Origin of the sequence: Blastococcus brunescens, from assembly GCF_035320885.1 — a bacterium.
In the GTDB taxonomy this organism is placed as follows: domain Bacteria; phylum Actinomycetota; class Actinomycetes; order Mycobacteriales; family Geodermatophilaceae; genus Blastococcus_B; species Blastococcus_B brunescens.
In genome coordinates this window covers 283,461-308,111 of the sequence record NZ_CP141261.1, presented here as the reverse complement: position 1 = coordinate 308,111, position 24,651 = coordinate 283,461, and the positions used below count along the sequence as shown (strand labels likewise).

The following is a 24,651-nucleotide window of genomic DNA, read 5'->3' as shown; positions in this document are numbered from 1 at the left end:
CCGCGGCGGCCGCCGTCAGGCCCGCCGTCCCCAGCCGGCGGAGGACCGACCCGAGGTCGGCGTACTCCTCGCGCAACCGGCCGTCCGCCGTGACCGCCTCGTCAGCGGCGGCTGCGGGATAGCCGGCGAAGGGATCTGCGTTCTCCGCGGGGCCGCTCACAGCCAGCGATCGAACCAGGCGGCGACGCGCTCGCTGAGCTCGACCAGGTGATCCCGGCCCACGATGGTGTGTCCCTCACCGGCGAGCAGCAGCAGGTCGCTGGGCGCACCGAGCGCCTGGAGCGCCTGGTGCGCCTGGACCGACTCCGCCGCCGGCACGTTGGTGTCGCGGTCACCGTGCACGAAGAGCACCGGGGAGGTCAGCCGCTCCAGCGCGGTGATCGGCGAGAGGGCGGTGAGCAGGTCGCGGTCGACGACCGGGTCGCCGTACTCGGTGACCGACGCCGCGGCCATCCAGGGCTCCGTGCCGGCGAAGAATGTGCGCAGGTCGCTCATGCCGGCGCCCGTGACACCGGCGGCGAACAGGTCGGGCCAGCGGGTCAGCGCGACCAGCGTCAGGTAGCCGCCGTAGGACCAGCCGTGCGCGCCGATCCGTGCGGGCTCGGCGATGCCGGCGGTCACGAGCTCGTCGACCGTCGTCCGGACGTCGTCGAAGGACGCCGCGCGGGCCGGCCCGTCGTCGGCGGTGAGGAAGGCCCGGCCGAAGCCGCCGGAGCCGCGCACGTTGGGCGCGAACACGGTGAAGCCCGCCGCGACCAGCGACTGGGCGAGGGGCGACCAGTCCGGCCGTTCCTGGCCCTCCGGACCACCGTGGAAGCTCACGACCGTCCGGTTGGGGCCCTGGGCCCCCGGGGCACGTAGAGCCAGCCCGACAGGGGCAGCCCGTCGGGAGCGACGTAGTGGTACCGCTCCGGAACCACCAGCGCCGCCGGGTCGGGACGGCGCGGCGCGGACGGCAGCAGCGCGGGAGCACCGTCGTCCAGCGCGATGCGGAACAGCCCCGGGGCGCGCGCGGCCCGGTCAGCTCAGCGATCATCGTGGCGCCGTCGGCCGACAGCGACCACCCGGGCATCACCGGCTCGGGCAGCGCGATCTCCCGCACGCAGGACCCGTCGGACAGCGCGTGCACCCGCAGCTCGGTCACCCCGCCGGCGTTCCAGACGGCCAGGACGGTGCCGTCCGTCCGCACCGCGTAGCCGTCCAGGTCGGCGTCGGGGCGGGCGAGCAGGATCCGCCCGTCGCCCGGGACGCCGTCCTCGGACAGCGGCACCTGCACCAGACCGGACCGGTCGGCGAACGGCTCCCCGGGCAGGGACGCCCGCAGGAACACCGAACGGCCGTCGGGCCCGAAGCGGCCGTCCTCCGAGGCGATGCCGCCGGGGGCGTCGAGGCCGATCACCCGGCGCTGCACCCCGGTGGCGACGTCGACGACGACGACATGGCGGTAGGCACGGGGCCCGCGCCGGGCCAGGACGAACCGCTGGTCGGCCGACACGGAGGTGACGGCGAGGAAGCCGCCGCGGGCCAGGGTGCGGTGCTCGCCGGTGGCGGCGTCGACCAGGACGACGTCGGCGTCGGGACCGTCGCCCGGGGCGATCGAGCAGGCGTAGTGGTCCGGTCCCGTCCAGCTGCCGGCGAAGACGGTGGCCCGGGGTCGTGGCCGGCGACGATGCGGGCATCGCTGCCGTCCGGCCGGACGACGTGCAGTTCGGCGCAGATGGAGCCGCCGGGGCTCACCAGGTACGCCAGCCAGCCGCCGTCCGGCGACCAGGCGGCCGAGACGACCTCCTCGGTGGGGCCGGACAGCACGACCGGGGGCGTTCCCGTGTCGAGGCCGGCGACCTCCAGGCGCGGGATCCCGGAGCGGTCGGTGACGTAGGCGACGCAGGAACCGTCCGGGGACAGCGCCGGGCACCAGGCACCGGGAGCGGCCGCGATCTCCGTGACGGCACGTCGCACCGCGACGGGCAGCAGCTCGGGCGACGCCTCGGCGGGGGCGGCCAGCAGTCCGGCGGGCGCGGACGACCGTCGGTCGGTCAGTGGGCTGACCATTGGACACCTCCTCGGATCCTGTCTCGGGCCGCACTCCGGGAACCATCGTGCGGACCGCGTGTTTCGTACACGTGACATGGCTCGTATCGGCGGGGATCGGGCCCTTCCGCACCCCCGTGGCGAGGGACCGTCCCACCGCTGCCGTGACGCGCCGCACCGGTGCGCCTGCGGGCGCTGCCACCGCCTCGCCGATAGCCTCGTGCTCCGGTCCGTCTCTTCCGACGGCCGCCCGCGCGGTGAGGAGGTCCGCCCATGCGCACGCTGCGTCTCGTGGCGCTCTCCGACGACGGGAAGAGTCTCGTCCTGGCCGCCGAGGGTGCCGACGGCGCCGAGGGTGAGCGCTTCGAGCTGCCCGTCGACGACCGGGTGCGGGCCGCAGCCCGCGGCGACGCCCGCCGGCTCACCCAGATCGACGTCGACGCCGGTGTGGAACTGCCGCCGCGCGTCATCCAGGCCCGCATCCGCGCCGGGGAGACCCCCGAGCAGGTGGCGGCGGCCTCCGGCACCCGCGTCGAGCGGATCATGCGCTTCGCCTCCCCGGTGCTGCAGGAGCGGCAGCGGGTGGCCGAGCAGGCCCGCGAGGCCCGCGTGCGGCTCACCGAAGGTGCGCCCGGCGGCGAGCTGCACCGCTTCATGGACGAGCGCCTCCGCCTCATCGACTCCGACATCGGTGACGTCGCCTGGGACGCCCACCGCACGCACGACGGGAGCTGGCAGGTCACCGGCGCGTGGCGGGCCGGTGACAAGTCCGGTCTGACCCGGTGGACCTTCGACCTGCCCACGCGCACCGTGACGCCCGCCGACGCGGCGACGATGGACTTCGCCGAGGGCACCCGCCTCGTGCGCGTCGTCCCCGATGTCCCCGCCGGTCTGGCCGCGCCGACCCCGCGCCCGCGCACGGTGAGCGTCGTCCGCGACGACGACGAGCCGGTCGTCCACGACACCGTCACCCCGGACGTGCTGCCGGCCGACCTGCTCGGCCACGACGACGGCGAGCTGGTGCGCGACGTGCACCCGGCCAGCGGCTCGCCCGCGGACGAGCGGTCCATCGATGCACTGCTCGACGAGGTGGCCGACCACGACACCGTCGTCCTGGGGCGCAGCGGTGCGGACGGCGACGACGGCGAGGATCCGCGGGCACGGATCCCGGCCTGGGAGGACATCGTCTTCGGGGTCCGCCGCCACCGCTGACGGACGCCGCCTGAGTCCCTGGCCGACGTGCCGCGGGAACACGCGCCTCGGCCGGGTAGTTGGACCAGGCATGACAGCCTCGGTCTCCATGCCCATGGGCGGCGTCCAGGTCGGCTCCTTCGACACCTACGAGCGGGCGCAGGAAGCCGTCGACTACCTGTCGGACCAGAAGTTCGCCGTCGAGAACGTGACGATCGTCGGTTCGGACCTGCGCAGCGTCGAGAAGGTGACCGGCCGGCTCACCATGGGACGGGCGGTCGCCGCCGGCGCCGCGGCCGGCGCGTGGTGGGGCCTGTTCGTCGGACTGCTGCTCGGCATCTTCTCCACCGACGGCAGCGGCTGGATCGGCTCGGTGCTCAGCGGCCTGCTGGTCGGCCTCGTCTTCGGGGCCGTCTTCGGCGCGATCGGCTACGCGGCCACCCAGGGCCGCCGGGACTTCGTCAGCACGCGCACGATCGTGGCCGGGCGCTACGACGTGCTCTGCAACCCGGCGCACGCCGAGGAGGCCCGCGCCCACCTGGCGCGACTGTCCCTGCGCGGCTGAACAAGAACTTCCCTGCCCCCGCCCTGCACGGGGCCACTTCTAGCGCAGCGTCGCGAAGGCGATCGCCGCGGCCGCGGCGACGCCGAGCGAGTCCACTCCTGCCCGCATCGGGATCCGCGCCCGCACCGTCGCCGCCTGCTGGGCCTCCGGGGTGAGCCCCGGGCCCTCCGCGCCGAGCAGCACCGCCGTGCGCGGGTGCGCCGCCGGGTCGAGGTCGCGCAGGTCGACGGCGTCCGGGGCCGGCGTGAGCGCCACGGTCGTGTAGCCGGCCGCGCGCACCCGCCCGAGATCGGCCGGCCAGTCGGGCAGGACGGCGAACGGCAGCGCCAGGATGTGCCCCATCGAGACCCGCACCGAGCGGCGGTAGAAGGGGTCGGCGCACCGCGGGTCCAGCAGCAGCCCGTCGATCCCCAGGGCGAGCGCCGACCGCGCGATCGACCCCAGGTTCTCCGCGTCGTTGAGCGCCTCGAGTACGGCCAGCCGCCGCGGCGCCGCGGGGTCGGGCCCGGCGAGCAGCGCGTCCAGGTCGGCCGGCGGCCGCCGGTCGGCCGAGGCGATGACCCCGCGGGTGAGCCGGAAGCCGATCACCTCCGACAGCAGCCACTTGTCCGCCTCGTACGCGGCGACGTCGTCCGGCAGGTCGAGGGCGGCCACCCGGCCGGGGACGCCGAGGACGGCGCGCACCCGGTAGGGCGACGCGAGCAACCGCGCCACGGCCGGCACCCTCCACGATCACCGGCCCGGACCACCGCGGGGCGCCCTCGGGGCGGTCGCCCGCCTTGAGGTCGCGGAAGTCCGCCACCCGCGGGTCCATCGGGTCGGTGATGACGACGGGAGAGGGCACGCCGTGGATTCTGCCGTGCCGGCACCGCACCCCCGCCGGGGAGACATCCTGCCGTCCGCTCAGGTTCGGGGGCCCGGCCGCCGATCCTGTCCGTGTGGCACTCACTCCGGCGGCACCGACCGCGGACGACGCGGAGCCCCGCACCCGGGTGGGTGTCTTCACCCGGCTGGCGCTGGGCATGGCGGCGCTCGGCATCGGCATCGGCGCGGTCTTCCCGTACTTCGCCGAGTTCCTCGCCGTGCCGACGCAGTACTCGCGGGCGTCGACGTTCCGATTGGCCTGCCTGGCCGCGGGGATCGGCCTGGGCGCGGCCAACTGGCTCCTGGCCCGCAGGGTCATCGGACGCCGGCTGCAGCTGCTGGCCACCCGGCTGACCGACGTCGCCGACACCGCCGGCAGCCCGCTGGGCTCGGCGGGCAGCCCGTGGGCCGCGCTGGCCCTCCCCGTGGGAGCCGACGACGACCTGGGCCGGACGGCGGCGGCGTTCAACGCGATGCTCGCTGCACTCGACCGGGAACGGCGGTTCCGCTCGGTCGTGCAGGCGACCAGCGACGTCATCCTGCTCATCGATCTCACCGGGCGGATCTCCTTCGTCTCCGACTCGGTCGTCGACCTGCTCGGCCGCCCACCGCAGGGACTCCTGGGCATGCGCCCGCACGACCTCCTCCACCCCGACGACCCCGCACGTCTGCGCCTGCCGACCGGCGCGGAGTTCCGATCCGGCGCCGCGGACCTGCCCGACGTCCTCGTCGTCCGCGTCCGCCACTGCGACGGGACCTGGCGCCACCTCGAGGTGACCTCCTCGGACCGCCGTACCGATCCGGTCATCGGCGCGCTGCTGCTCACCGCCCGGGACGTCACCGAGCGGATCGAGCTGCAGGAGCGGCTGGCCCACCAGGCGACCCACGACGAGCTGACCGCCCTGCCGAACCGGGCAGCGGTCCTGGCCCTCGGCAGCCAGTTGCTGGACGACCGTCGCGGCGGGCAGCACGTCGCGGTCGCCCTGCTCGACCTGGACCGCTTCAAGGAGGTCAACGACACCCTCGGCCACGGCTACGGCGACCGGCTCCTCGCCCAGATCGGGCCCAGGCTGCGACCGCACCTGCGCGACGTGGACGTCGTCGCGCGGTTGGGGGCGACGAGTTCCTCCTCCTGCTCCCGGACGTCCCGGCGGACCGCGCCCGCGCCGTCGCGGAGCGCGCGCGGGCCGCCCTGAACGAGCCCTTCCTGGTCGACGGTCTCGCCCTCGACGTCGACGTCAGCATCGGCGTGGCCGTCTCCGGTGGCGCGCCCATGGACATCGACTCCCTGCTGCGGCAGGCGGACATCGCGATGTACACGGCGAAGGAGCGCCAGAGCGGCGTCGAGGTGTACGACGCCGCCGCCGACGGTCACGACCGCGGCCGCCTCGTCCTCCTGTCGGAGTTCCGCCGCGGCATGGCCGAGGGCCATCTCGTCCTGCACTACCAGCCCAAGATGTCGCTCCACACCCCCACCGTCGAGGGTCTGGAGGCGCTGGTGCGTTGGGAGCACCCCACGCGAGGGCTGCTCCTGCCCGGGGACTTCCTCCCCGCCGTCGAGCAGACCGGTCTCATCGAGCCGCTCACCGACTGCGTCCTGGACCTTGCTCTGGCGCAGGTGCGGGAGTGGACCGAGCAGGGATGGGAGGTGCCCGTGGCGGTCAACCTGTCGGCCCGGTCGGTGCACCGCCCGGACCTGCCGGCCCGCGTGCTGTCCGCTCTCGCGACCCACGGCGTCCCGGCAGGGATGCTCCGCCTGGAGCTGACCGAGAGCGCGCTGGTCGCCGAGCCGGACCGCGCCCGCGATGTCCTCACCAGCCTGCACACCGCGGGGGTGAGCCTGTCGATCGACGACTTCGGCACCGGCTACTCCTCGATGGGGCGCGTCAAGCACCTGCCGGTCAGCGAGGTGAAGATCGACCGCAGCTTCATCGCCGAGATGGCGACGACGGCCGAGGACGCCGCTCTGGTCCGGTCGGTGGTCGACCTGGGCCACGAGCTGGGTCTGACCGTCGTGGCCGAGGGCGTCGAGGACCGGGCGACCGCCGCCGCCCTCGCGGACCTGGGGTGCGACGTCGGGCAGGGCTACCTCTTCGCCGCGCCCATGAGCGCCGCGGAGATGACCGGGTGGCTGGCCGACCGGTTCACCCGCCACCCCGGGTGAACCGGGGGACCAAGGTCTCCGTTGACGCCCTCGGCATAACTCATCTAGCGTTGAGTTCATCAGCCGTTGAGTTTCCCTGGAGGTCGGCATGGACGCCGTCACCGTCACCGATCTGGTCGTCGACCGGGGCCGCAAGCGCGTGCTGCCCGGCCTGTCGTTCACCGTCCCCGCCGGTCAGGTCACCGGACTGCTCGGGCCGAGCGGCAGCGGGAAGACGACCCTCATGCGCGCACTGGTCGGGGTCCAGCAGGTCCGGTCGGGCACCGTCACGGTGCTCGGGGAACCGGCCGGCTCACCGGGCCTGCGCAGCCGGGTCGGCTACGTCACCCAGGCGCCCAGCGTCTACGGCGACCTGACCGTCCGGGAGAACGCGCGGTACTTCGCGTCGCTGTACGGCATGGGCGCGCGGGAGGCGGACGCCGCGGTGGCCGACGTCGGTCTGACCGACGCCGCGGGCCAGCTCGTCGCCGACCTGTCCGGAGGGCAGCGCGGTCGCGCCTCGCTGGCCTGCGCGCTGGTCGGCGGTCCCGAGGTGCTCGTGCTCGACGAACCCACGGTCGGCCTGGACCCGGTCCTCCGCGTCGAGCTGTGGGCCAGGTTCCACGCGCTGGCCGCCGCGGGGACGACGCTGGTCGTCTCCAGTCACGTGATGGACGAGGCCGGCCGCTGCGACCGGCTGCTCCTGCTCCGCGACGGCGAGCTGATCGCCGACTCCACCCCGGCCCAGCTGCGCGCCGACGGCCGGTCCGAGGACCTCGAGGAGGCGTTCCTGAACGTCGTCCGCGCGCACGAGGGGTAGGGGTGAGCGGACAGGGACGTGAGCATCGCAGCGAGGAACGAGCGAGGAGCGGAGCGTCCCGCGGGAGCGAACAGGGGGCCACGGCGTGACCGCGACGCTGGACCGTCCCGCCCCCGGCCACCTGAGCCCGCGACTGACCGCCTCGACGGCCGGCCGGGTGCTGCGGCAACTGCGCCACGACCACCGGACCATCGCCATGATGCTGGTGCTGCCCAGCCTGCTGCTCGGCCTGCTCCACCTGCTGTGGAAGGACGTGCCGACCCTCCCAGGTCAGCCAGGCATCTTCGACCGGGTCGGGCTCACGATGCTCGGGATCCTCCCCTTCGTCGTGATGTTCCTGGTCACGAGCATCGCGATGCTCCGCGAGCGCACCTCCGGCACCCTCGAGCGGCTGCTCACCACCCCCTGGCCCGCCTGGACCTGCTGCTCGGGTACGGGCTGGCATTCGGGCTCGCCGCGGCCCTGCAGGCAGTGGTCACCGTGACCGTGGCGACGACGGTCTACGACCTGCAGGTCGTGGGCTCCGTCTGGTTCGTCGTGCTGATCGCCGTCGTCAACGCGGTGCTCGGCGTCGCTCTCGGGCTGCTGGCCAGCGCCTTCGCCCGCAGCGAGTTCCAGGCGGTGCAGTTCATGCCGGTGATCGTGCTGCCGCAGGTCTTCCTGTGCGGCCTGCTCGTACCCGTCGACCAGATGGCCGGCTGGCTGCAGGCCATCAGCGACGTCCTCCCCTCACCTACGCGGTCGAGGCCCTCCAGGAGGTCGGGCGGTCACCGGAGGCGACCGGCACGATGTGGGTGGACGTCGCGATCGTGGCCGGCGCCGCCCTGCTCGCCCTGGCGCTCGCGGCGGCGACGCTGCGGAGGAGGACCAGCTGAGCACACCGGAACCCGCACGACGGTCGGGACGGCGCCCCGGGAACCCCGACACCCGGGACGCCGTCCTGGCCGCTGCCCGTCAGGCCTTCGCCGAACGGGGTTTCGACGGCGCCACCATCCGGGGCATCGCGTCGGCGGCGGGCGTCGATCCGGCGCTGGTGCACCACTACTTCGGCAGCAAGGACAAGCTCTTCCTGGCTGCCATCGAGGCGCCGGCCAACCCTGCCGACCTGCTGCCCGAGGTGCTGGCCGGCGGCCGGGACGACCTCGGGCGCAACGTCGTCCGGCTGCTGCTCCGGGTCTGGGACGGGCCGATGCAGCCGGCGGCGCTCGCGCTGGTGCGATCGGCCATCACCAACGACTGGTCGGCGAAGCTCCTGCGCGAGTTCCTGGTCACCCAGGTGCTGCGTCGCGTCGTCGGCACGCTCGACATGCCGGCCGGGGAACGTGAGCTCCGTGGATCGCTGGCCGCTTCGCAGCTGATCGGCCTCGTGGTCGGCCGCTACGTGCTCAAGCTGGAGCCGCTGGTGTCGGCCACCCCGGACTGGCTGGCCGCGACCATCGGCCCGACCGTGCAGCGCTACCTGACCGGACCGATCGAGCTGCCGGGGCGCTGACCCGTCAGCTCCCGTCGAGAACCTCGCGCAGCCGCGCGGCGAACGCCTCCGGCTGCCCGTTCTGGCCGAACTCGCCGCCGAGGAACCCGCCGTGGTTGCTGGGGAAGACGGTGACCTCCTGGCCCAGCGCCTCCGCGGTCGACACGGACGTGCGCCAGGTGAGGGTGTCCTCGGACTCGATACCGGCGGCGATGACGATCCGGGTGGGTGCCAAGGTCAGGGCCGCGACGTCGGGCCGGAAGGCGGTGATCGCGTCGGAATCGTGCGACAGCAGCGGGTCGCCGCGCGAACCGTCGTCCTCGGCCGGGAAGCCGAACGCCGCCGGGTCCGGGGCGGTAGTGGCCGTGTAGTCGTCGGTGAACTCACCCTGCCAGGAGGTCATGCCGATGAACGCCGCCATGCCGTGGCCCCACCCCTGTCCTGGTAGACCGCCTGCACCGCGCGCGTGGCCGCGACCGCGCGGTCGACGTCCGGGAGGACCTGCACCAGCGGGGGCTCGTGCGCGACGAGCGTCGTCACGTCGTCCGGGTGGGCAGCGACGAGCGCCAGCGCCGTCACCGCTCCCCGCTGCTCGCGAACATCTCCACCGGACCGCCGATCGCCTCGATGATGCGATGGACGTCGTCGGCCTGCTGTTCCGGCGTGTGCGTGGTCCGCCCGTCGGTGCGCGTGCTGCGGCCGAGGCCGCGCGGGTCGTAGGTGACGACGGTGCGGTCGGCGAAGTATCCGGCGAGCGTGCCGAAGCCGCTGGCGTCCATCGGTGCACCGACGAGGAACAGCGGCGGCCGGCCGTCCGCGGTCGGCAGCGGGCCGCGGACGTCGTAGGCGAGCGAGGCCTCAGGCGTGTCCAGCGTGCGGGTGTCGGTCATGGTGGTCATGGTGGTGCAGACCGTGTCCGCGGACCGAACTCATCGCCCTGGGTCAGCGCGGTGCGCGGGCGAGCTGGCGGCTCTGCGCGACCAGCCGGCCGGTGGAGTCCCAGATCCGGTAGTCCTCGTCGACCCAGCCCCCGGCGATCTCGCTCGACCGGGCCTCCACCAGGCACCACCCCGGCGCCGGCAGCGCGCGGACCAGCACCTGCAGCTGCACCGTCGGCGCCCAGCCGAGGTTGCCCAGGGCGAAGCTGGTCGGCGGCAGGGCGTCGGCGAACGTGAGCAGCGCCAGTGGGTCCGGCTCGCGCCCGTCGGGAAAGCGCATCCACGCCCGCAGCACCGGTTCCCCCGACGGCTGCCCGAACGCCCATCCCGCGGTGGCGAGGTCCAGCCGGGTGTCGACCCGCAGCGACAGTCCCGGCACCTGCACACCGGGCGGCGCCAGGTCACGGTGCTCGGCGACGGAGAAGCACTCCTCGACCGGCGGGACGTCGGGCATCGGGTCGCTGAACTCCGAGGGGCCGAGGTGAGCGTCGCCGTCGTGGCCTGCACGGTCAGGGCCGGGCCGCCCGCGTCGGACAGCGTGATCAGGAGTGGGCCAGCGTGCGCCCGGACGGTCCGGACTCGACCGCGATCGTGGCCGGCCCCGCCGCCGGGGCGCGCAGGTAGCTGGCCGACAGCGCGACCGGGTGGGCGTGCGGGCTCTCGAGCACTGCCGCCCGTCCGACCACCGACAGCAGGTAGCCACCGTTGAGGATGCCGCCGCCGACGTCCCAGCCGGGGTCGAGGTCCGCCACCAGTCCCCGCCCTCGGTGCGCCGGACGGCGGTGGCCAGATCGAAGGCGGAGCGGTCGACGGCTGTCGTTGCATCGTCCTGCGGCACGACGGTCAGGGTGCCAGGGTGGCTACCCATGAAGTACACCCACCTCGGCCGCAGCGGCCTGACGGTCTCCCGCCTCTGCCTGGGCACCATGAACTTCGGCTGGAGGACCGAGGAAGCCGACGCCCACGCCATCATGGACCGTTCGCACGCCGAGGGGATCAACTTCTTCGACACCGCGAACGTCTACGGCTTCGAGGCCGGCAAGGGCCGCACGGAGGAAGTCCTCGGCACCTGGTTCGCCCAGGGCGGGGAGCGCCGCGAGAAGACCGTGCTGGCCACCAAGGTCTACGGCTCGATGACCGACTGGCCGAACGACACCTTCCTGTCCGCCCGCAACATCGTGCGCGCCTGCGAGGGTCGCTGCGGCGGATGGGGACCGACTGGATCGACCTCTACCAGTTCCACCACGTCGACCTGCGCACGCCGTGGGAGGAGATCTGGCAGGCGTGCGAGACGCTGGTGACCCAGGGCAAGGTGCTCTACGTCGGGTCCTCCAACCACGCCGCCTGGCAGATCGCCGCGGCGAACGAGGCTGCTGCGCGGCGCAGCTTCCAGGGCCTGGTCAGCGAGCAGTCGCACTACAACCTGCTCACCCGGCACGTGGAGCTGGAGGTGCTGCCCGCGGCGACGCACTACGGCGTGGGCGTCCTCCCGTGGAGCCCCTGGCCGGGGGCCTGCTCGCCGGCGTCCTCGAGAAGCAGGACGGCGGCCGCCGCTACGAGGAGCGCCAGCAGAAGCGGGTGGAGGAGCACCGCCCCGCCCTCGAGCAGTACGAGGCGTTCTGCCGCGAGCTGGGGCAGGCGCCCGCCGACGTCGGCCTGGCCTGGCTGCTGCACCAGCCCGCGGTGACCGCGCCGATCGTCGGCCCGCGCACGATGCAGCAGTTCGAGGGGTCCCTGGCCGCACTCGAGGTGACGCTGGAGGACGCAGCCCTGGACCGGCTCGACGAGATCTTCCCGGGCTACAAGGCCGCGCCCATGGAGTACGCGTGGTGAAGAACCCCGTCACCCCCGGGCATAGGTACCTATACGTGCGTCCTGGGCGCCGCAACACACGTATAGGTACCTATGCCTGCCCCACGGACCAGGTGGCGACGACGTCGTAGGTGGGCCTGGAACCGAGGTGGCTCTCCCACAGGCGCACCTCGGTGACCGGCCAGCTCGGCCCGCGGTAGCCGGCGAGGCGGTCGGTCAGCGTCCCGTCGGCGGGCTGCCCGGGACGCCACCGGCCGAGCGTGAGGTGCGGACGGAACGGCCGGTCCTCGACCGGCAGGCCGAGGCCCCGGGCGACGTCGGTCAGGCGACCTGCGAGCGCGACCAGGGGCGCGACGTCGCCGTCGAGCCCGGCCCACGCCACCTGCGGACGACGGGCCGAGCCGAAGCGTCCGCCGCCGGCCAGGCGCAGCGTCACCGCCGGAGTCGCCGCGACTGCGGGCGCGGCAGCCGCGACCAGCGCAGCCACCCGCTCCTCGGGGACCGTGCCCAGGAACAGCAGCGTGAGGTGCCAGCGGGCCGGCTCGCTCCACCGGGGGCGCCCGCCGCGTCCCGCATCGGCACGAGCGCCGCGGTCAGGTCGTCGCGCGCCCCTGCGGCGGGTCGACGGCGAAGAACACCCTCCGCCCGGCCGGCCTCAGCCCTGCACCGTCAGCCCGGCGCCCTCCAGCGCAGCGAGCAGCCGCAGCCGCTCGGCGTCCCGCGGCGGTCCCTCCGGCGTCGTCCGCAACTCGTGCGGGATCTCCAGCAGCACCGCGGCCTCGACCAGCACGTCGTCGTAGGCGGCGGCGAGGGCCCGGCGGCGGGCCATCGGCGCCCCGCGGGTACGAGGGCGATCGACCGGGCGAGGCGGCGGACGTCGGCGGCGACCACCTGCAGCGGCCGGCGCCCCGCCTTCGGGTGCCGGGCCGTCCGGCGCCGCTGCGCCCGCCGTCGCACCCAGCGGACGACGGGCCCGGTCCACGCGATGAGGGCCGCGACCACGGCGACCGTGCCGCCGATCTGCAGTAGTGGGACGTACATGTCGCCTCCCGGTCCCCAGGATGCCGGCGACGGTACGCCGGGTCAGCCGCCCAGGGGTTGCCGGCCCGGCCCCTGCTCGGCCGCCGCCTCGCCCGCGGCGCGCAGCCGCGCCGACGGGACCCGTGTGCCCGGAGCGCCCACGCGCATCCGGACGCGCAGCGGATTGGGTCCGCCCTCGAGCCGGACGCGCCGGCCCCGCGCCAGCCAGAGCGCCGCACCGATGCCGGCGACGACGCACACCGCGCCGCCGAGGATGAGCCCCCACGGCGCACCCAGGTGCTCGGAGATCCAGCCGATCAGCGGCGCCCCCACGGGCGTACCGCCCATGAAGCACATGAAGTACAGCGCCATGACGCGGCCGCGCATCCGGGGTCGACACCCAGCTGCACGAAGCTGTTGTTCGCCACGCTGAACACCAGCGCCGCGGCCCCGGTCGGCACCAGGAGCACGGCGAAGGAGACGTAGCCCGGCATCAGCCCCGCGAGCACGGTGCACAGGCCGAAGACGACGGCGGAGACGACGAGGAAGCGTTGCCGCGGCCGGGTGCTGCGCCGGGTGGAGAGCAACGCCCCGGTCAGCGAACCGACGGCGAAGGTGGTCGAGAGCAGTCCGAAGGCCTGCGCGCCCAGGTCGAACTGCTCGCGAGCCATCAGCGCGATGGTCACCTGGTAGTTGAAGCCGAACGTGCCGACGACGAAGGCGAGGCCCATCGCGAGGACGAGGTCGGGATGGGCCCAGGTGTATCTCAGGCCTTCCCGCAGCTGCCCCTTGCCCCGGGCGACCGGCGGGCTGGGCTGCAGCTCGGCCGCCCGCATGCCGGCGAGGGCGGCGATGGTGAACGCGAAACTGGCGGCGTTGACGAAGAAGGCCGGCGCGGTGTCGCCGCCCGACCAGCCGATCAGCAGGCCGGCCACCGCCGGTCCGATCAGGCGGGCGCCGTTGAAGATCGTGGAGTTCAGGCTCACCGCGTTCGCCAGCAGGGCCGGGCCCACCATCTCGGACACGAACGCCTGACGCACCGGCGCGTCGACCGCCGAGACCGACCCCAGGCCGCCGGCCAGCACGAAGACGTGCCAGAGCGCGACGGCGTCGGTGACCACCAGAACTGCCAGCAGCAGCGCGAGGACGCCCATCAGCGCCTGCGTGACCAGCAGGACCCGGCGCTTGTCGTAGCGGTCGGCGAGGACACCCCGTACATGCTCAGCAGCAGGCTGGGACCGAACTGCAGCGCGGTGATCAGTCCCAGCGCGATGCCGCTGTCGTCGGAGAGCTGAAGGACCAGCCAGTCCTGGCCGATGCGCTGCATCCAGGTGCCGGTGAGGCTGACCAGGTTGGCCGAGGCGTAGATGCGGAAGTTCCGGACGCGGAGCGCCCGGAAGGAGCCCCTGCCTGCGTCCGGCGGGGTCGGCTGGTCAGTGCTCGTGCGGGTCACCCACCGGCGAGCTTCTCCATGATCTCCGCGGCCTCGCGCAGCACGGTCCGTTCCTCGGGGGTGAGGCTCTGCAGCTGTCCGGACAGCCACGCCTCGCGGGCGCGCGCCTCCTCGGTGAGCAGATCCTCCGCCGTCTGCGTCAGGTCGATGATCACCTGCCGGCCGTCGGTGGGGTGCGGTGTGCGGGTGACCAGTCCCATGCCCTCCAGCGCGACGACGACGCGGGTCATCGACGGCGGCTGCACCCGCTCCTGCGCGGCCAGTTCCCCGGGGCTCATCGGCCCGTTGCGTTTCAGCGTCGACAGCGCCGCGAGATGGGTGAGGGTGACGGAGTGGTCGACGCGCTGGTTGCGCAGCCGCCGGGAGAAGCGCATCACGGCCAGCCGGAGGTCGTGAGCCAGCGCCGCGGTGTCCAGCGTCGTCCTGCTCACAGTGCTTAGCCTAACTCAGGACCAGCCGCCGGGCCTCCGTCAGAGGAGCTGCTGCAGCGGCTCCAGCGCGAAGTACACGACGAACATCACCGAGATCACCCACATGAGCGGGTGGACGTCCCGTGCCCGGCCCACGGCGAGCCGCAGCAGCACGAAGCTGATGACGCCGGCGCCGATCCCGTTGGTGATCGAGAAGGTGAACGGCATCAGCGCGATGGTGAGGAAGGCCGGGATGACCAGGGACATGTCGTCCCACGACAGGTACCGGATCTGGGTGACCATCAGCGCGCCGACGACGACCAGGGCCGGGGCGGCCGCCTCCGCCGGCACGACGGCCACCAGCGGGGTGAAGAACACCGCCACCAGGAAGAGCAGACCGGTGACGACGCTGGCCAGTCCGGTCCGCGCACCGTCGGCCACACCGGCCGTGCTCTCGATGTAGGTCGTGTTCGACGAGACGCTGCCCGCGCCGCCGGCAGCAGCGGCGATGGAGTCGACGAGCAGGACCGGCTGGGACTTCGGCAGGTTGCGCTTCTCGTCCAGCAGATCTCCTCGGCACCGACCGCGGTGACCGTGCCGACGGTGTCGAAGAAGTCGGCGATCATGATCGAGAACACGATGAGCAGGGCGGCGAGGATGCCGATGCGCTCGAAGCCCCCGAACAGCGAGAAGTTCCCCAGCAGCGAGAGGTCCGGGCTGCTCACCACCTCGTCGGGCAGCTCGGGCACCTGGAGCCACCAGCCGCGCGCGTTCTCGCCGTCGTCGCCGAACCGCGGGCCGATGTCGGCGATCGCCTCCACGATGATCGCCAGCACCGTGGTGATCACGATGCCGATCAGCAGCGCGCCCTTGACCCTGCGGACGACCAGCACGGCCATGAGCAGCAGGCCGACGACGAACACCAGCGTCGGCCAGCCGGCCAGCTGCCCGCCCACGCCGAAGCTGATGAGCGGGATGCCCGGCCGGATGATCCCGGCGTCGGCCAGGCCGATGATCGTGAGGAAGAACCCGATGCCCACCGCGATCGCGGTCTTCAGCTGCGGCGGGATCGCCTCGAAGACGGCCCGCCGGAAGCCGGTGAGCACCAGCACCGTGATGAGCAGGCCCTCGAGCACGACGAGGCCCATGATCTCGGGCCAGGACAGCTGGGTCGCGGCGAAGACCGCGACGATCGCGTTGATGCCCAGCCCGGTGGCCAGCGCGAACGGGTAGCGGCCGACGACGCCCATGAGGATCGTCAGCGCACCGGCCAGCAGGGCGGTGACGGCCGCGATCGAGCCGAACGGGAGCACCGTGCCCTCGACGTCGGCACCGAGCGTGCCGTCGGGTCCGGCGATGCTGGTCAGGATGATCGGGTTGAGCACCACGATGTAGGCCATCGTGAAGAAGGTGGTGAGACCACCCCGCAGCTCGCGGCCCATCGTCGAGCGCCGGGCACTGATCTCGAAGTACCGGTCGAGGCCGTTCTTCGGCCGCACCTTCGGCCCGTCGCTGCGGCGCGGCGTGCCCGGCGCGTCGGCCACCACGTCCGCCGGGGTGCCCTGGTCGGGACTGGCGCTGGTGGATCCCGTGGTGGAACGGGACTTCTCGGGCATGCGGACTCCCCGGAAACGACGGCTGCTGGCGACGAGCGGCGACAGCGTGCCACACGATCGTCGCGGTGGGATCACGCGCCGCCCCACCCGTCCCGAGGGGTTCGGCGATGGGAACCCGCGGCGCGGCCTAAGGTCGCACCGTGCCCAGACCCACCAAGCAGGCCCCGCCCCGCTGCGCGTGGACACCGCCCGCGTCGTCCTCGCGGGCCTCGGGCTGTGGGCGGTCGCGCTCGTCGTCCTGCTCGTGCTGGGCGACCGGGTCGACCGGATGTGGACCTGGACCTGCGTCGCCGCGATCGCCCTCGGCACCCTGGGCCTCTGGATCATGAAGCTCCAGGGCCAGCTACCTCGCAGGTGAGGTGATCGAACGGCCATCCTTCAGGGACCCGCGCCGAGCGTGCGAGGCGTGGGGGAAGGGTGGCCCTTCTACAGTACGTCGTAGGTCCCCGTGTCGTAGCGCGCGGTGCGGACCACCTCGGTGGCCTCGTCGACGACCAGGGTCGCCTGGCTGTGCGCCCCGCAGCCGTAGTCGGCGGTGACCACGCGACCGTCGGCGGGGGCGTAGGCGTTGCCGCAGGCACCGACCATCTGACGCATCGAGCCGGCCAGCGGCAGGTAGAAGCCGCAGGTCGCGCAAGGGCCCGGGGCCTGCCGCGCCATCGAGGACGACGGGCCGAACTCGCCGGCCGCCCAGCGCGCCACCGCCGCACCGCGGCCCTCGGCGGACATGACCCGCTCGCGCCCCAGGCCCAGCTCCCCTGCGACCACGCGGCCCTCGGGGTCCTCGGCGGAGTCGTCGTCCACCAGGTACGCCGGCACCAGGCGCGGGTCGTCCTCGGTGGAGGGCAGCACGTCGCCGACGGAGAGGTCACCGGGGCGCAGCCGCTCCTGCCACGGCACCCAGGCGGGGGCGAGCAGCGCGGAGTCGCCGGGGAGCAGGACGACCTCGTCGACGGTCACCTCGTCGTCGCCCGGGATGCAGGCGACGGTGACGGCCCAGTGCCAGCCGACGTAACCGGGCAGCCGACTGGCGAAGGTGTGGGTCAGCACCTCCCCGATGGCCTCGCGCGGGACCTCGTCGGTCGCGGGGCCGACCGGTTCGGGCGTGGCCCCCAGGTGGTCGCCGACGAGAGCGGCGTCGCCGGCGGTCTCGACGGCGGCGGCGCGGGCGAGATCGACCGCGGCGGCCAGCACGTCGGCGGGGACATCGGCAGGGGACTCGGTCACCGGCCCAGTGTCCCTGACGCGTCCACCTCCGCGGGCGACCACCCGGCGCGCCGGGTGCGGCACCATGGGGACGTGCCCGCCTCCCGTCGTCCGCCCGGTGCCGGCCGGCGGCTGCGCACGGGCGGCCGCAGCATCCCCGCACCCCTGGAGCGGGCCGACACGACCCCGCTCGAGGTGCCGGAGCTCCCGACCCCGCCGGTGCCGCCGGTGTCGCCGGCCGGCCCGGCCAAGCTGACCGTGACGCGCGTGGCGGCTGCCCGGTCACGCGAGCTCACCGCCGCGGCCGCGCGCCGCGTCCGGGCCGCGAGCCGGGCCGACGGCGCCGGGGAGAGCGGCCTGACCCAGCTGCTCTGGGTCAACGCCCTGCACATGGCCGGCGACGCGATGATCGCCGTCTCCCTCGCCGGGACGCTGTTCTTCGCCGCGACGACCGACGCGCAACGCGGCAACGTGGCCCTGTACCTGCTGGTCACGATGGCGCCGTTCGCCGTCCTCGCGCCGGTCATCGGGCCGCTGCTGGACCGGTTGCAGCGGGGCCGGCGGTGGGCCATGGCGGGCAGCCATGTCGGCCGCGCCGTGCTCGCGCTGGTGATGATGCAGCACTTCGACGACTTCTGGCTCTACCCGGCGGCCCTCGGCGTCCTGGTGCTCTCGAAGGCCCACAACGTCCTGCGCGCCGCCGTCGTCCCCCGGATGATGCCCGCGGCCATGTCGCTGACCTCGGCCAACGCCCGCCTCTCGGTGTTCGGACTGGCGACGGCGGCTGTCGCCGGAGCGATCGCCGCGGGGATCGCCTCCGTGCTCGGGTTCGACTGGGAGCTGGGGGCGACGGCGATCGTCTTCGGCGCCGCCGGCGTGCTGGCCATCCGGCTCCCACGGCATGTCGACGTCCCCACCGGGGAGCAGACCGCCGACGTCCTCACCACCGCCGAGATCCCGGTCGGCAGCGGGCGCCGGCGGGTCAGCCCGCACGTGGTGCTGGCGCTGCGGGCGAACGCGGCACTGCGTGGGCTCGGTGGGTTCCTCACCATCTTCAGCGCCTTCCTGGTGCAGGCCACCTTCGACGGCGGGTGGTCGGCCACCCTCGCCCTCGGGGCGATCGCGGCCGCGGCCGGGCTGGGCAGCTTCGCCGGGACGGCGATCGGCTCGCGCATGCACGCCGCCGCCCCGGACCGTCTCGTGCTGGTCTCGGCCGCGTCCGCCGCCGCGGTCACCGTGCTCGCCGCCATCTTCTACAGCTTCCCCATGGCGGTGGCCGTCGCCGGTGTCGCCGCGGTGACCAACGCGCTGGGCAAGGTGTCCCTCGACGCGATCATCCAGCGCGAGGTGCCCGACAGCCTGCGCGCCTCGGCGTTCGCCCGCTCGGAGACGTGGCTGCAGATGTCCTGGGTGGTCGGCGGCGCGCTGGGGATCGCGCTGCCCCCGACCGGTTGGCTCGGGTTCACGGTGGCCGCCGCGCTGCTGGTGCTGGCCGTCGGGCTCGTCGTGTGGAGCCTCTACGGCAGGCGCCGGCCGGCCCGACCGCCGGAGGTCTCCCCGGATGCGCCGACGACGCCCGTGGGACGCTCGTGGCCGTGAGCAGGGCCGCGAACCGTTCCCTGTCCGTCCTGCTCCTGCTCGGGCTGGCCGGTTGCGCGTCGGAGCCCGGGGCGCCGCCCGATGTCGAGGTCGAGGTCGGCGCGCAGCAGCTGACCGTCCGTCCGGTGCAGTACTGCCTGGACGGCGAGGGGCAGCGCTACGACACCGCGGCGCCGATCCTCGAGGTCTCCCCGGCGCCACGATCAGCCTCACCGTGCCCGAGCCGGTCGCCGACCGGGGCTGGAGCGTGCAGGTCTTCGACGAGCAGCTCGAGGACCTCCTCGGCGAGGTCGACGTCCCCGCCGGCGAGCGCGTGCTCGAGGAGATCACCACCGACGACGTCGTCCCCCGGCCTTCTACCTCGTCATCGTCGAGGACAAGGGCGGGGAGTGCGGCGAGTTCTCCGGCGCCTGGCCGATCGGCTTCCTGCGCGCCGGCGGCGACCTGGGCGGGACGCCGTCGAGCAGTGCCCCGCCGGCCGGATGAGCCGCTAGCCCTCGAGGTCGGTCGCGACCGCGCGCAGCACCGAGCCGATCTTGCGGGACTCCGCCCGGTCCGGGTGACGGCCGTGACGCAGCCCTCGCCGACGTCGTCGAGCAGCTTGATCAGGTCCTCGATGATCGGCACCAGCTCGTCGGGCTTCTTCCGGCTCTTCGCGGCGACGGTGGCGGCCACGGACGGCAGCGGGTCGAGGATCCGCACCTGCAGCGCCTGGTCGCCCCGCTTACCGGCCACGATGCCGAACTCCACCCGCTGACCCGGCTTGAGCTCCGACGTGCCGGCCGGGAGGGCGTCCTTGTGCACGAAGACGTCCGGGCCGTCCTCGCGCGCGAGGAAGCCGAAACCCTTCTCCGGGTTGAACCACTTGACCTTGCCGGTGGGCACGTTGGATCCCTCGTCTTGCTCGGAGCCGGGTCCGGCGCAGAGGCCGGGAGGACGACGACGGCACGGAGCCGCCCTCCCGACAGGTTAGCCGCCCGCTGCCCCGCCCCGGACCTGCCTTTCCGTGCCGGCGGCGACTCGGTCCTAGCCTGACCGCGTGGACGCCTCCCCGGCCCCGGCACGCACCCGGACTACCGGTTCACCCTCGCCAACGAACGCACCCTGCTCGCGTGGCTGCGCACCGGGCTGGCGCTGGTCGCCGGCGGGGTGGCCGTGGCGACCTACGCGCCCGACCTGGGGGTCTCGTGGGGCAGCGCGGCGATCGCCCTCGCGCTCGTCTTCATCGGGCTGGGCACCGCCCTGGCCGGATATCGGCGCTGGCGCTCCAACGAGGCCGCCATCCGCGCGGGCCGGCCACTGCCGGAGGGGTGGGTGGTGCCCGCCCTGACCGCGGCGGTGGCCGCCGTCGTGGTGGTCGTCGGGGTCCTCGTGGGGCTGGAGGTGCTGTGACGCGGGGCGAGCCGCCCGGTGTACCGACCGAACGCACCGACCTCGCGTGGCAGCGGACCGGGCTGGGCATCCTGGCGGTCGCCGGGCTCCTGGGGCACCGCGCCCTGGCTTCCGAGCGGGCGGCCCTGCTCGTCGTCGCGGGGTCGCCGCGCTGCTCGGTCTCGGCGTCCTCGGCGCGCTGGCCCCGGCTCGCTCCCGGTTCGTCCGCCGCCGTCGGGCCCAGGACGGGGACGTCTCGGCACGGCGCTCGGTCGCCGCCGTCACGGTGGCGGTGATCGCGATCTGCCTGGCCGCTGCCGTCGCCGTCGCGATTCCCGCCGACTGACCCGGGCACAGGACCGCCCGTGCGCATCGCGACGTTCAACCTGCTCCACGGGCGCTCCGTGACCGACGGCCGGGTCGATCCCGGGCGGCTCTCCGACGCCGTGGTGGCGCTCGACACCGACGTCCTCGCGCTGCAGGAGGTCGACCGCAACCAGCCCCGGTCGCACGGGGCGGACCTCACCGCGATGGCGGCCGAGGCGATGCGAGCCGTGGACGCGCGCTTCGTCGCCGCCCTGACCGGAACTCCTGGTGGCGCGTGGACGGTGGCCACGGGCGGGGAACCGGCGGACTCACCCGGGTACGGCGTCGCGCTGGTGTCCCGGCATCCGGTGGTGTCGTGGGACGTCGTCCGGCTCGGTGCGGCACGCGCCGGCCTGCCGATGTGGTTGCCGGGCACCCACCGGCCGATCCTCGTCCGGGACGAGCCGCGGGTGGCGCTGACGGCGGTGGTCGACGGCCCGGCCGGGCCGTTCACCGTGTGCACCACGCACCTGTCCTTCGTGCCCGGCTGGAACCGCCGGCAGCTGCGCCAGGTCATGGCCACCCTGTCCGGCAGACCTGGGCCGCTCGTGCTGCTCGGCGACCTGAACATGACGCCCCGACCGGCGGCCCGGGTCAGCGGCCTCCTGCCCCTCGCCGCGGCACCGACCTTCCCGGTGCACCGCCCGACGCGCCAACTCGACCACGTGCTGGTCAGGGGGCTGCGGGCGACCGGCCCGACCGAAGCGGTCCAGCTGCCGCTGTCGGACCATCGGGCGCTCGTCGTCACCTGCGGACCGGTCTGACTGTTACCCGACGACTCGCGCACCCGGCCCTGCTGCGCCACGATGCGATCATGGCCAGCACCGGTGCAGCTCGGATCTTCTCGCTCGTCGCCACGATCGTGCGGGTCGTGTGCTCGGTGATCGCCGCGATCATCGTCATCCACGCGGTGTTCGTGCTCTTCGAGGCCAACCCGGCCAACGCGCTCGTGGAGTTCACCGCCGGCTGGCGGGACACCTTCGGCTGGTTCACCAAGGACCTGTTCACCCCGTCGGACCCGAAGATCGCAGAAGCCATCAACGACGGCCTGGCCGCGCTGATCTGGGTGGTCGCGGGCAGCCTGCTGTCGAAGCTGATCGTGCGCCTGACCCCTGCCTCGAAGGCCAAGGCCTGAGCCAGGCGGGACCCGGGACGGGGCCTACGCGTTCCTGGTCGCCGCCGCGGACTGCAGGCCGAGTTCCTCGACCGAGACCTGCCGCATCTCCACCTTGCGGACCTTGCCGGTGACCGTCATCGGGAACGCGTCGACCACCTTGACGTAGCGCGGCACCTTGAAGTGCGCCAGCCTGCCGGCGCAGAACTCCCGCAGCGCCTCGGCGGTCAGCGGCTCGGCGCCCTCGCGCAGCCGCACCCAGGCCATCAGTTCCTCGCCGAACCGCTCGTCCGGGACGCCGATCACCTGGGCGTCGACCACGTCGGGGTGGCTGTAGAGGAACTCCTCGATCTCCCGCGGGTACACGTTCTCCCCGCCGCGGATCACCATGTCCTTGATCCGGCCGACGATGTTCAGGTAGTCCTCGTCGTCCATGACGGCCAGGTCGCCGGTGTGCATCCAGCGGGCGCGGTCGATGACCTCGGCGGTCTTCTCGGGCTCGTCCCAGTAGCCGAGCATCACCGAGTAGCCGCGGGTGCAGAACTCCCCGGCTCGCCGCGCGGCACGGTCAGCCCGGTGGCCGGGTCGACGACCTTGACCTCGAGGTGCGGGTGCACCCGCCCGACGGTGGAGGTGCGCCGGTCGAGGTCGTCGTCGGCGCCGGTCTGCGTCGAGACCGGCGAGGTCTCGGTCATGCCGTAGCAGATGGTCACCTCGGTCATGCCCATCTCGCTGACCACCCGCTTCATGACCTCCACCGGGCACGGCGAGCCGGCCATGATGCCGGTGCGCAGGCTGGAGAGGTCGTAGTCGGCGAAGTCCGGCAGCCCGAGCTCGGCGATGAACATCGTGGGGACGCCGTACAGCGACGTGCAGCGCTCGTCCTGGACGGCCTGCAGCGTGAGCGCGGGGTCGAACCCGGGTGCCGGGATGACCATGGTCGCGCCGTGCGAGGTGGCGCCGAGGTTGCCCATGCCCATGCCGAAGCAGTGGTAGTAGGGCACCGGGATGCAGACGCGGTCGGCCTCGGTGTAGCCGCAGCCCTCGCCCACGAAGAACCCGTTGTTGAGCAGGTTGTGGTGGGTGAGCGTGGCGCCCTTCGGAAACCCCGTCGTCCCCGACGTGTACTGGATGTTGATCGGGTCGTCGGCAGAGAGGTCGGTCTCCCGGCGGACCAGCAGGTCGGGGTCGGCGGCGCGGCCGGTGGCGAGCAGCTGCTCCCACTCGGGATCGCCGAGGAAGAGCACCTCGCGCAGGTCGGGGCAGTCGTCGCGCACCTCGGCGACCATAGCCCGGTAGTCGCTGGTCTTGAACTCCGGTGCCGACACCAGCACGGAGATGCCGGCCTGCTTCAGCACGTAGGACAGCTCGTGCGTGCGGTAGGCCGGGTTGATGTTGACCAGGATGGCGCCGAGCTTCGCCGTCCCGTACTGGACGAACACCCACTCGGCGCAGTTGGGCGCCCAGATACCGACCCGGTCACCCTTGCCGACCCCGAGGGCGTCCAGCCCGAGCGCGCAGGCGTCGACCTCGGCGACCAGCTCGGGATAGCTGAACCGGCGCCCCGTGGCGCACTCGACGAGCGCCTCGGAGTCGCCCACCCGCGCCGCCGTCCGATCCAGGTTGGCCCCGATCGTGTCGCCCAGCAGGGGACCGTGGAGGTCCCGCTGCTGTAGGACGGCAGCGCGGGGATGTCACTGCTCCGCTCCGCCTTCGTTCCGCTCCTCGGTCGCTGGCGCTCCCTGCGATGCTCGCTCAGGCGTCGCCATCGCGGTCACCGCCTGCGGCCCTCGACCGTCTGGACCCCGGCCCGGTTCGGCTTGTCCGTGGGGTGGGCGTACCGGATGGCCTCCACCGGCAGGGGAAGCTGTGGTCCTGGCCGAACGGTGACAGCGGCCCGGCCACCGACGCGGAGAGCTCGGTCAGCGGCGGCCCGCCGTCGTCGGACTGCCCCCAGGTGGGCTCCACCAGGTGCGCGTGCTTCTCGTTGCGCTTGGCCATGTCGCCTCCGTGTCCAGGTGCACCCGCGGTGCACGTCTGCGGCCATCATCCCGCGACGGCTCTGCGCGCGCACGCACGCTCTCCCCGCGGCCGGTCGCGTCGGCTCAGCGCCGGGTGGTGCGCGCGCCGTACAGGGTCGGCAGCCCGTCCGCCCCGAGCACCCACTGGCCCCCGCCCACCGGAGCGGCCCGCACCTCGCCCCCGTCGAGACCCTGCACCGCGCGGGTGCGCCACACCGCGGTGCTCAGCAGCCGGAGCCGGACCGGTTCCGCGGTCGGGTCCAGCTCGTCGTAGCCCTCCGGCTCGAAGGCGATCACCGCCGGGCCGGCGATGCGCAGCCGCCCGATCTGCCACGGCGTGACGGCCAGGGCGCGCCGCCAGCGGATCGTGCGCAGCAGGGCGCCGGTCCCCGCGCCGACGCCGACCAGGCCGACGAGCACCAGCACGATGACGGCCAGACCGAGGCCGGGCACGGTCCGGCCGTCGTCGACGAGCGGTCCCGCCGCGGCCCCGAGCAGCACCCCGAGGACGACGGCGATCGCTCCGCCGCCCAGCCAGCGGAGCGCGCCTGCCTGGTGGGCGGCGAGGGCGGTCCGGGTGGCGGGGTCGTCGGCGGCAGGGGGCACCCGGTCATGCTGTCAGGAGCCGCCTTGCGCAGAC

Annotated in this window: 34 protein-coding genes and 6 pseudogenes; 18 read left to right on the top strand and 22 right to left on the bottom strand. The window is 73.8% G+C overall.

Going from position 1 to position 24,651, the window contains the following annotated elements:
• Positions 1–156 precede the first annotated feature (156 nt).
• On the bottom strand, positions 157–867 hold the full coding sequence (locus U6N30_RS02255) for an alpha/beta hydrolase family protein (RefSeq protein WP_324278134.1): 711 nt from the start codon (positions 865–867) through the stop codon (positions 157–159).
• Between the two features lie 32 nt (positions 868–899).
• Here U6N30_RS02255 and U6N30_RS02250 point away from each other — a divergent pair, with 32 nt between their 5' ends.
• Positions 900–1,196, top strand: coding sequence for a hypothetical protein (locus tag U6N30_RS02250; protein WP_324275963.1), 297 nt, complete (start codon positions 900–902; stop codon positions 1,194–1,196).
• 199 nt (positions 1,197–1,395) lie between these two features.
• On the opposite strand, the gene U6N30_RS02245 is transcribed toward U6N30_RS02250, so the two are convergent.
• On the bottom strand, positions 1,396–2,052 hold the full coding sequence (locus U6N30_RS02245) for a TolB family protein (RefSeq protein ID WP_324275962.1): 657 nt from the start codon (positions 2,050–2,052) through the stop codon (positions 1,396–1,398).
• A 252-nt stretch (positions 2,053–2,304) separates the two neighbouring features.
• On the opposite strand from U6N30_RS02245, the gene sepH reads away from it, so the two are divergent.
• Both sepH and U6N30_RS02235 read left to right on the top strand, forming a co-directional pair.
• Entirely contained in the window at positions 2,305–3,243 is a 939-nt protein-coding gene (sepH, locus tag U6N30_RS02240) for a septation protein SepH (RefSeq protein ID WP_324275961.1), read from the top strand.
• A 70-nt stretch (positions 3,244–3,313) separates the two neighbouring features.
• A complete protein-coding gene (locus U6N30_RS02235; RefSeq protein ID WP_324275960.1) occupies positions 3,314–3,787 on the top strand; it encodes a YflT domain-containing protein in 474 nt (157 codons plus the stop codon).
• A 39-nt stretch (positions 3,788–3,826) separates the two neighbouring features.
• Here U6N30_RS02235 and U6N30_RS02230 read toward each other — a convergent pair whose 3' ends face one another.
• Positions 3,827–4,501 carry a TrmH family RNA methyltransferase gene (locus tag U6N30_RS02230; protein WP_324275959.1) on the bottom strand — a complete coding sequence of 225 codons (675 nt, stop codon included), beginning with the start codon at positions 4,499–4,501 and terminating at the stop codon, positions 3,827–3,829.
• Positions 4,502–4,611: 110 nt separating this feature from the next.
• Between U6N30_RS02230 and U6N30_RS02225 the strand changes: the two are divergent.
• From U6N30_RS02225 to U6N30_RS02200, 6 genes and pseudogenes are all read left to right on the top strand, one after another.
• Positions 4,612–5,927 (top strand): annotated as a pseudogene (locus U6N30_RS02225) (diguanylate cyclase domain-containing protein); the annotation flags it as partial.
• Positions 5,925–6,815 carry a putative bifunctional diguanylate cyclase/phosphodiesterase gene (locus U6N30_RS02220; RefSeq protein WP_422678083.1) on the top strand — a complete coding sequence of 297 codons (891 nt, stop codon included), beginning with the start codon at positions 5,925–5,927 and terminating at the stop codon, positions 6,813–6,815. The pseudogene U6N30_RS02225 and the gene U6N30_RS02220, both read left to right, overlap by 3 nt.
• Before the next feature lie 88 nt (positions 6,816–6,903).
• Entirely contained in the window at positions 6,904–7,614 is a 711-nt protein-coding gene (locus U6N30_RS02215) for an ABC transporter ATP-binding protein (protein WP_324275957.1), read from the top strand.
• 85 nt (positions 7,615–7,699) lie between these two features.
• Positions 7,700–8,098: an ABC transporter permease gene (locus U6N30_RS02210; protein WP_324275956.1), complete on the top strand. Its 399-nt coding sequence runs from the start codon at positions 7,700–7,702 to the stop codon at positions 8,096–8,098.
• Positions 8,086–8,283, top strand: a pseudogene (locus tag U6N30_RS02205) (ABC transporter permease); the annotation flags it as partial. The gene U6N30_RS02210 and the pseudogene U6N30_RS02205, both read left to right, overlap by 13 nt.
• A gap of 121 nt (positions 8,284–8,404) precedes the next feature.
• Positions 8,405–9,106, top strand: coding sequence for a TetR/AcrR family transcriptional regulator (locus U6N30_RS02200; RefSeq protein WP_324275955.1), 702 nt, complete (start codon positions 8,405–8,407; stop codon positions 9,104–9,106).
• Positions 9,107–9,110: 4 nt separating this feature from the next.
• Here the strand turns inward: U6N30_RS02200 and U6N30_RS02195 are convergent, their stop codons facing one another.
• The 5 genes from U6N30_RS02195 to U6N30_RS02175 all read right to left on the bottom strand — a co-directional run bounded on the left by U6N30_RS02195 (position 9,111) and on the right by U6N30_RS02175 (position 10,775).
• Positions 9,111–9,506 (bottom strand): hypothetical protein, encoded by a 396-nt coding sequence (locus tag U6N30_RS02195; RefSeq protein WP_324275954.1) that lies wholly within the window; start codon positions 9,504–9,506, stop codon positions 9,111–9,113.
• Entirely contained in the window at positions 9,485–9,664 is a 180-nt protein-coding gene (locus U6N30_RS02190) for a hypothetical protein (protein WP_324275953.1), read from the bottom strand. The genes U6N30_RS02195 and U6N30_RS02190 overlap by 22 nt, the downstream gene beginning before the upstream one ends.
• Complete coding sequence (locus U6N30_RS02185) at positions 9,661–9,984, bottom strand: alpha/beta fold hydrolase (RefSeq protein WP_324275952.1); 324 nt, start codon at positions 9,982–9,984, stop codon at positions 9,661–9,663. The genes U6N30_RS02190 and U6N30_RS02185 overlap by 4 nt, the downstream gene beginning before the upstream one ends.
• A gap of 43 nt (positions 9,985–10,027) precedes the next feature.
• Positions 10,028–10,477 (bottom strand): thioesterase family protein, encoded by a 450-nt coding sequence (locus U6N30_RS02180; protein ID WP_324275951.1) that lies wholly within the window; start codon positions 10,475–10,477, stop codon positions 10,028–10,030.
• Between the two features lie 88 nt (positions 10,478–10,565).
• On the bottom strand, positions 10,566–10,775 hold the full coding sequence (locus tag U6N30_RS02175; RefSeq protein ID WP_324275950.1) for an acyl-CoA thioesterase domain-containing protein: 210 nt from the start codon (positions 10,773–10,775) through the stop codon (positions 10,566–10,568).
• Positions 10,776–10,889: 114 nt separating this feature from the next.
• On the opposite strand from U6N30_RS02175, the pseudogene U6N30_RS33125 reads away from it, so the two are divergent.
• Positions 10,890–11,710, top strand: a pseudogene (locus tag U6N30_RS33125) (aldo/keto reductase).
• A complete protein-coding gene (locus U6N30_RS02160; protein WP_422678017.1) occupies positions 11,602–11,856 on the top strand; it encodes an aldo/keto reductase in 255 nt (84 codons plus the stop codon). Before U6N30_RS33125 ends, U6N30_RS02160 begins: the two are co-directional and overlap by 109 nt.
• A gap of 70 nt (positions 11,857–11,926) precedes the next feature.
• Here the strand turns inward: U6N30_RS02160 and thpR are convergent, their stop codons facing one another.
• The 8 genes and pseudogenes from thpR to U6N30_RS02120 all read right to left on the bottom strand — a co-directional run.
• Positions 11,927–12,352, bottom strand: coding sequence for an RNA 2',3'-cyclic phosphodiesterase (gene thpR / locus U6N30_RS02155; protein WP_324278132.1), 426 nt, complete (start codon positions 12,350–12,352; stop codon positions 11,927–11,929).
• Positions 12,353–12,490: 138 nt separating this feature from the next.
• Entirely contained in the window at positions 12,491–12,664 is a 174-nt protein-coding gene (locus U6N30_RS02150) for a hypothetical protein (RefSeq protein WP_324275947.1), read from the bottom strand.
• A gap of 254 nt (positions 12,665–12,918) precedes the next feature.
• Positions 12,919–13,203, bottom strand: a complete 285-nt coding sequence (locus tag U6N30_RS02145) for a hypothetical protein (RefSeq protein ID WP_324275946.1) — start codon at positions 13,201–13,203, stop codon at positions 12,919–12,921.
• On the bottom strand, positions 13,173–14,009 hold the full coding sequence (locus U6N30_RS02140; protein WP_324275945.1) for an MFS transporter: 837 nt from the start codon (positions 14,007–14,009) through the stop codon (positions 13,173–13,175). Before U6N30_RS02140 ends, U6N30_RS02145 begins: the two co-directional genes overlap by 31 nt.
• On the bottom strand, positions 14,009–14,308 hold the full coding sequence (locus U6N30_RS02135; RefSeq protein ID WP_324275944.1) for a hypothetical protein: 300 nt from the start codon (positions 14,306–14,308) through the stop codon (positions 14,009–14,011). The genes U6N30_RS02140 and U6N30_RS02135 overlap by 1 nt, the downstream gene beginning before the upstream one ends.
• On the bottom strand, positions 14,305–14,739 hold the full coding sequence (locus U6N30_RS02130; RefSeq protein WP_324275943.1) for a MarR family winged helix-turn-helix transcriptional regulator: 435 nt from the start codon (positions 14,737–14,739) through the stop codon (positions 14,305–14,307). The genes U6N30_RS02135 and U6N30_RS02130 overlap by 4 nt, the downstream gene beginning before the upstream one ends.
• A 39-nt stretch (positions 14,740–14,778) precedes the next feature.
• Positions 14,779–15,228: a solute carrier family 23 protein gene (locus tag U6N30_RS02125; protein WP_324278131.1), complete on the bottom strand. Its 450-nt coding sequence runs from the start codon at positions 15,226–15,228 to the stop codon at positions 14,779–14,781.
• A 128-nt stretch (positions 15,229–15,356) separates the two neighbouring features.
• Positions 15,357–16,118: pseudogene (locus tag U6N30_RS02120) on the bottom strand (solute carrier family 23 protein); the annotation flags it as partial.
• Positions 16,119–16,512: 394 nt separating this feature from the next.
• On the opposite strand from U6N30_RS02120, the gene U6N30_RS02115 reads away from it, so the two are divergent.
• Positions 16,513–16,692 carry a DUF2530 domain-containing protein gene (locus U6N30_RS02115; protein ID WP_324275942.1) on the top strand — a complete coding sequence of 60 codons (180 nt, stop codon included), beginning with the start codon at positions 16,513–16,515 and terminating at the stop codon, positions 16,690–16,692.
• 68 nt (positions 16,693–16,760) lie between these two features.
• On the opposite strand, the gene U6N30_RS02110 is transcribed toward U6N30_RS02115, so the two are convergent.
• Positions 16,761–17,561 carry a DUF3027 domain-containing protein gene (locus U6N30_RS02110; RefSeq protein WP_324275941.1) on the bottom strand — a complete coding sequence of 267 codons (801 nt, stop codon included), beginning with the start codon at positions 17,559–17,561 and terminating at the stop codon, positions 16,761–16,763.
• 72 nt (positions 17,562–17,633) lie between these two features.
• On the opposite strand from U6N30_RS02110, the gene U6N30_RS02105 reads away from it, so the two are divergent.
• Together U6N30_RS02105 and U6N30_RS02100 are read left to right on the top strand one after the other, a co-directional pair.
• Complete coding sequence (locus tag U6N30_RS02105) at positions 17,634–19,139, top strand: MFS transporter (protein WP_324275940.1); 1,506 nt, start codon at positions 17,634–17,636, stop codon at positions 19,137–19,139.
• Between the two features lie 214 nt (positions 19,140–19,353).
• The gene (locus tag U6N30_RS02100; RefSeq protein WP_324275939.1) at positions 19,354–19,896 is read left to right on the top strand and encodes a hypothetical protein; all 543 of its coding nucleotides are present in this window, start codon (positions 19,354–19,356) and stop codon (positions 19,894–19,896) included.
• Here the strand turns inward: U6N30_RS02100 and U6N30_RS02095 are convergent.
• A pseudogene (locus tag U6N30_RS02095) lies at positions 19,896–20,024 on the bottom strand (cold-shock protein); the annotation flags it as partial. The gene U6N30_RS02100 and the pseudogene U6N30_RS02095 overlap by 1 nt on opposite strands.
• A gap of 204 nt (positions 20,025–20,228) precedes the next feature.
• Between U6N30_RS02095 and U6N30_RS02090 the strand changes: the two are divergent.
• From U6N30_RS02090 to U6N30_RS02075, 4 genes and pseudogenes are all read left to right on the top strand, one after another.
• A pseudogene (locus tag U6N30_RS02090) lies at positions 20,229–20,531 on the top strand (YidH family protein); the annotation flags it as partial.
• A gap of 46 nt (positions 20,532–20,577) precedes the next feature.
• A complete protein-coding gene (locus U6N30_RS02085) occupies positions 20,578–20,856 on the top strand; it encodes a hypothetical protein (protein ID WP_324275938.1) in 279 nt (92 codons plus the stop codon).
• Between the two features lie 19 nt (positions 20,857–20,875).
• Complete coding sequence (locus U6N30_RS02080; RefSeq protein ID WP_324275937.1) at positions 20,876–21,640, top strand: endonuclease/exonuclease/phosphatase family protein; 765 nt, start codon at positions 20,876–20,878, stop codon at positions 21,638–21,640.
• 50 nt (positions 21,641–21,690) lie between these two features.
• Positions 21,691–22,011: a hypothetical protein gene (locus U6N30_RS02075; protein ID WP_324275936.1), complete on the top strand. Its 321-nt coding sequence runs from the start codon at positions 21,691–21,693 to the stop codon at positions 22,009–22,011.
• Positions 22,012–22,035: 24 nt separating this feature from the next.
• Here U6N30_RS02075 and U6N30_RS02070 read toward each other — a convergent pair whose 3' ends face one another.
• From U6N30_RS02070 to U6N30_RS02055, 4 genes are all read right to left on the bottom strand, one after another.
• Positions 22,036–22,509 carry an AMP-binding enzyme gene (locus tag U6N30_RS02070; protein WP_324278130.1) on the bottom strand — a complete coding sequence of 158 codons (474 nt, stop codon included), beginning with the start codon at positions 22,507–22,509 and terminating at the stop codon, positions 22,036–22,038.
• Complete coding sequence (locus tag U6N30_RS02065; protein ID WP_324275935.1) at positions 22,509–23,591, bottom strand: AMP-binding protein; 1,083 nt, start codon at positions 23,589–23,591, stop codon at positions 22,509–22,511. Before U6N30_RS02065 ends, U6N30_RS02070 begins: the two co-directional genes overlap by 1 nt.
• Positions 23,592–23,745: 154 nt before the next feature.
• On the bottom strand, positions 23,746–23,991 hold the full coding sequence (locus tag U6N30_RS02060; protein WP_324275934.1) for a hypothetical protein: 246 nt from the start codon (positions 23,989–23,991) through the stop codon (positions 23,746–23,748).
• Positions 23,992–24,095: 104 nt separating this feature from the next.
• Complete coding sequence (locus U6N30_RS02055) at positions 24,096–24,617, bottom strand: hypothetical protein (RefSeq protein ID WP_324275933.1); 522 nt, start codon at positions 24,615–24,617, stop codon at positions 24,096–24,098.
• Between the last annotated feature and the right edge of the window lie 34 nt (positions 24,618–24,651).

Bases quoted from the DNA above. Each gene is read 5' to 3' on its own strand.
- U6N30_RS02245 (WP_324275962.1), bottom strand. From the start codon at position 2,052: ATGGTCAGCCCACTGACCGACCGACGGTCGTCCGCGCCCGCCGGACTG.
- U6N30_RS02180 (WP_324275951.1), bottom strand. From the start codon at position 10,477: ATGCCCGACGTCCCGCCGGTCGAGGAGTGCTTCTCCGTCGCCGAGCAC.
- sepH (WP_324275961.1), top strand. From the start codon at position 2,305: ATGCGCACGCTGCGTCTCGTGGCGCTCTCCGACGACGGGAAGAGTCTC.
- U6N30_RS02185 (WP_324275952.1), bottom strand. From the start codon at position 9,984: ATGACCACCATGACCGACACCCGCACGCTGGACACGCCTGAGGCCTCG.
- U6N30_RS02220 (WP_422678083.1), top strand. From the start codon at position 5,925: ATGGACATCGACTCCCTGCTGCGGCAGGCGGACATCGCGATGTACACG.
- U6N30_RS02070 (WP_324278130.1), bottom strand. From the start codon at position 22,509: ATGCTCGGCTACTGGGACGAGCCCGAGAAGACCGCCGAGGTCATCGAC.
- U6N30_RS02140 (WP_324275945.1), bottom strand. From the start codon at position 14,009: ATGGGCGTCCTCGCGCTGCTGCTGGCAGTTCTGGTGGTCACCGACGCC.
- U6N30_RS02060 (WP_324275934.1), bottom strand. From the start codon at position 23,991: ATGGCCAAGCGCAACGAGAAGCACGCGCACCTGGTGGAGCCCACCTGG.
- U6N30_RS02075 (WP_324275936.1), top strand. From the start codon at position 21,691: ATGGCCAGCACCGGTGCAGCTCGGATCTTCTCGCTCGTCGCCACGATC.
- U6N30_RS02145 (WP_324275946.1), bottom strand. From the start codon at position 13,203: ATGGGCGGTACGCCCGTGGGGGCGCCGCTGATCGGCTGGATCTCCGAG.
- U6N30_RS02215 (WP_324275957.1), top strand. From the start codon at position 6,904: ATGGACGCCGTCACCGTCACCGATCTGGTCGTCGACCGGGGCCGCAAG.
- U6N30_RS02150 (WP_324275947.1), bottom strand. From the start codon at position 12,664: ATGGCCCGCCGCCGGGCCCTCGCCGCCGCCTACGACGACGTGCTGGTC.
- U6N30_RS02235 (WP_324275960.1), top strand. From the start codon at position 3,314: ATGACAGCCTCGGTCTCCATGCCCATGGGCGGCGTCCAGGTCGGCTCC.
- U6N30_RS02195 (WP_324275954.1), bottom strand. From the start codon at position 9,506: ATGGCGGCGTTCATCGGCATGACCTCCTGGCAGGGTGAGTTCACCGAC.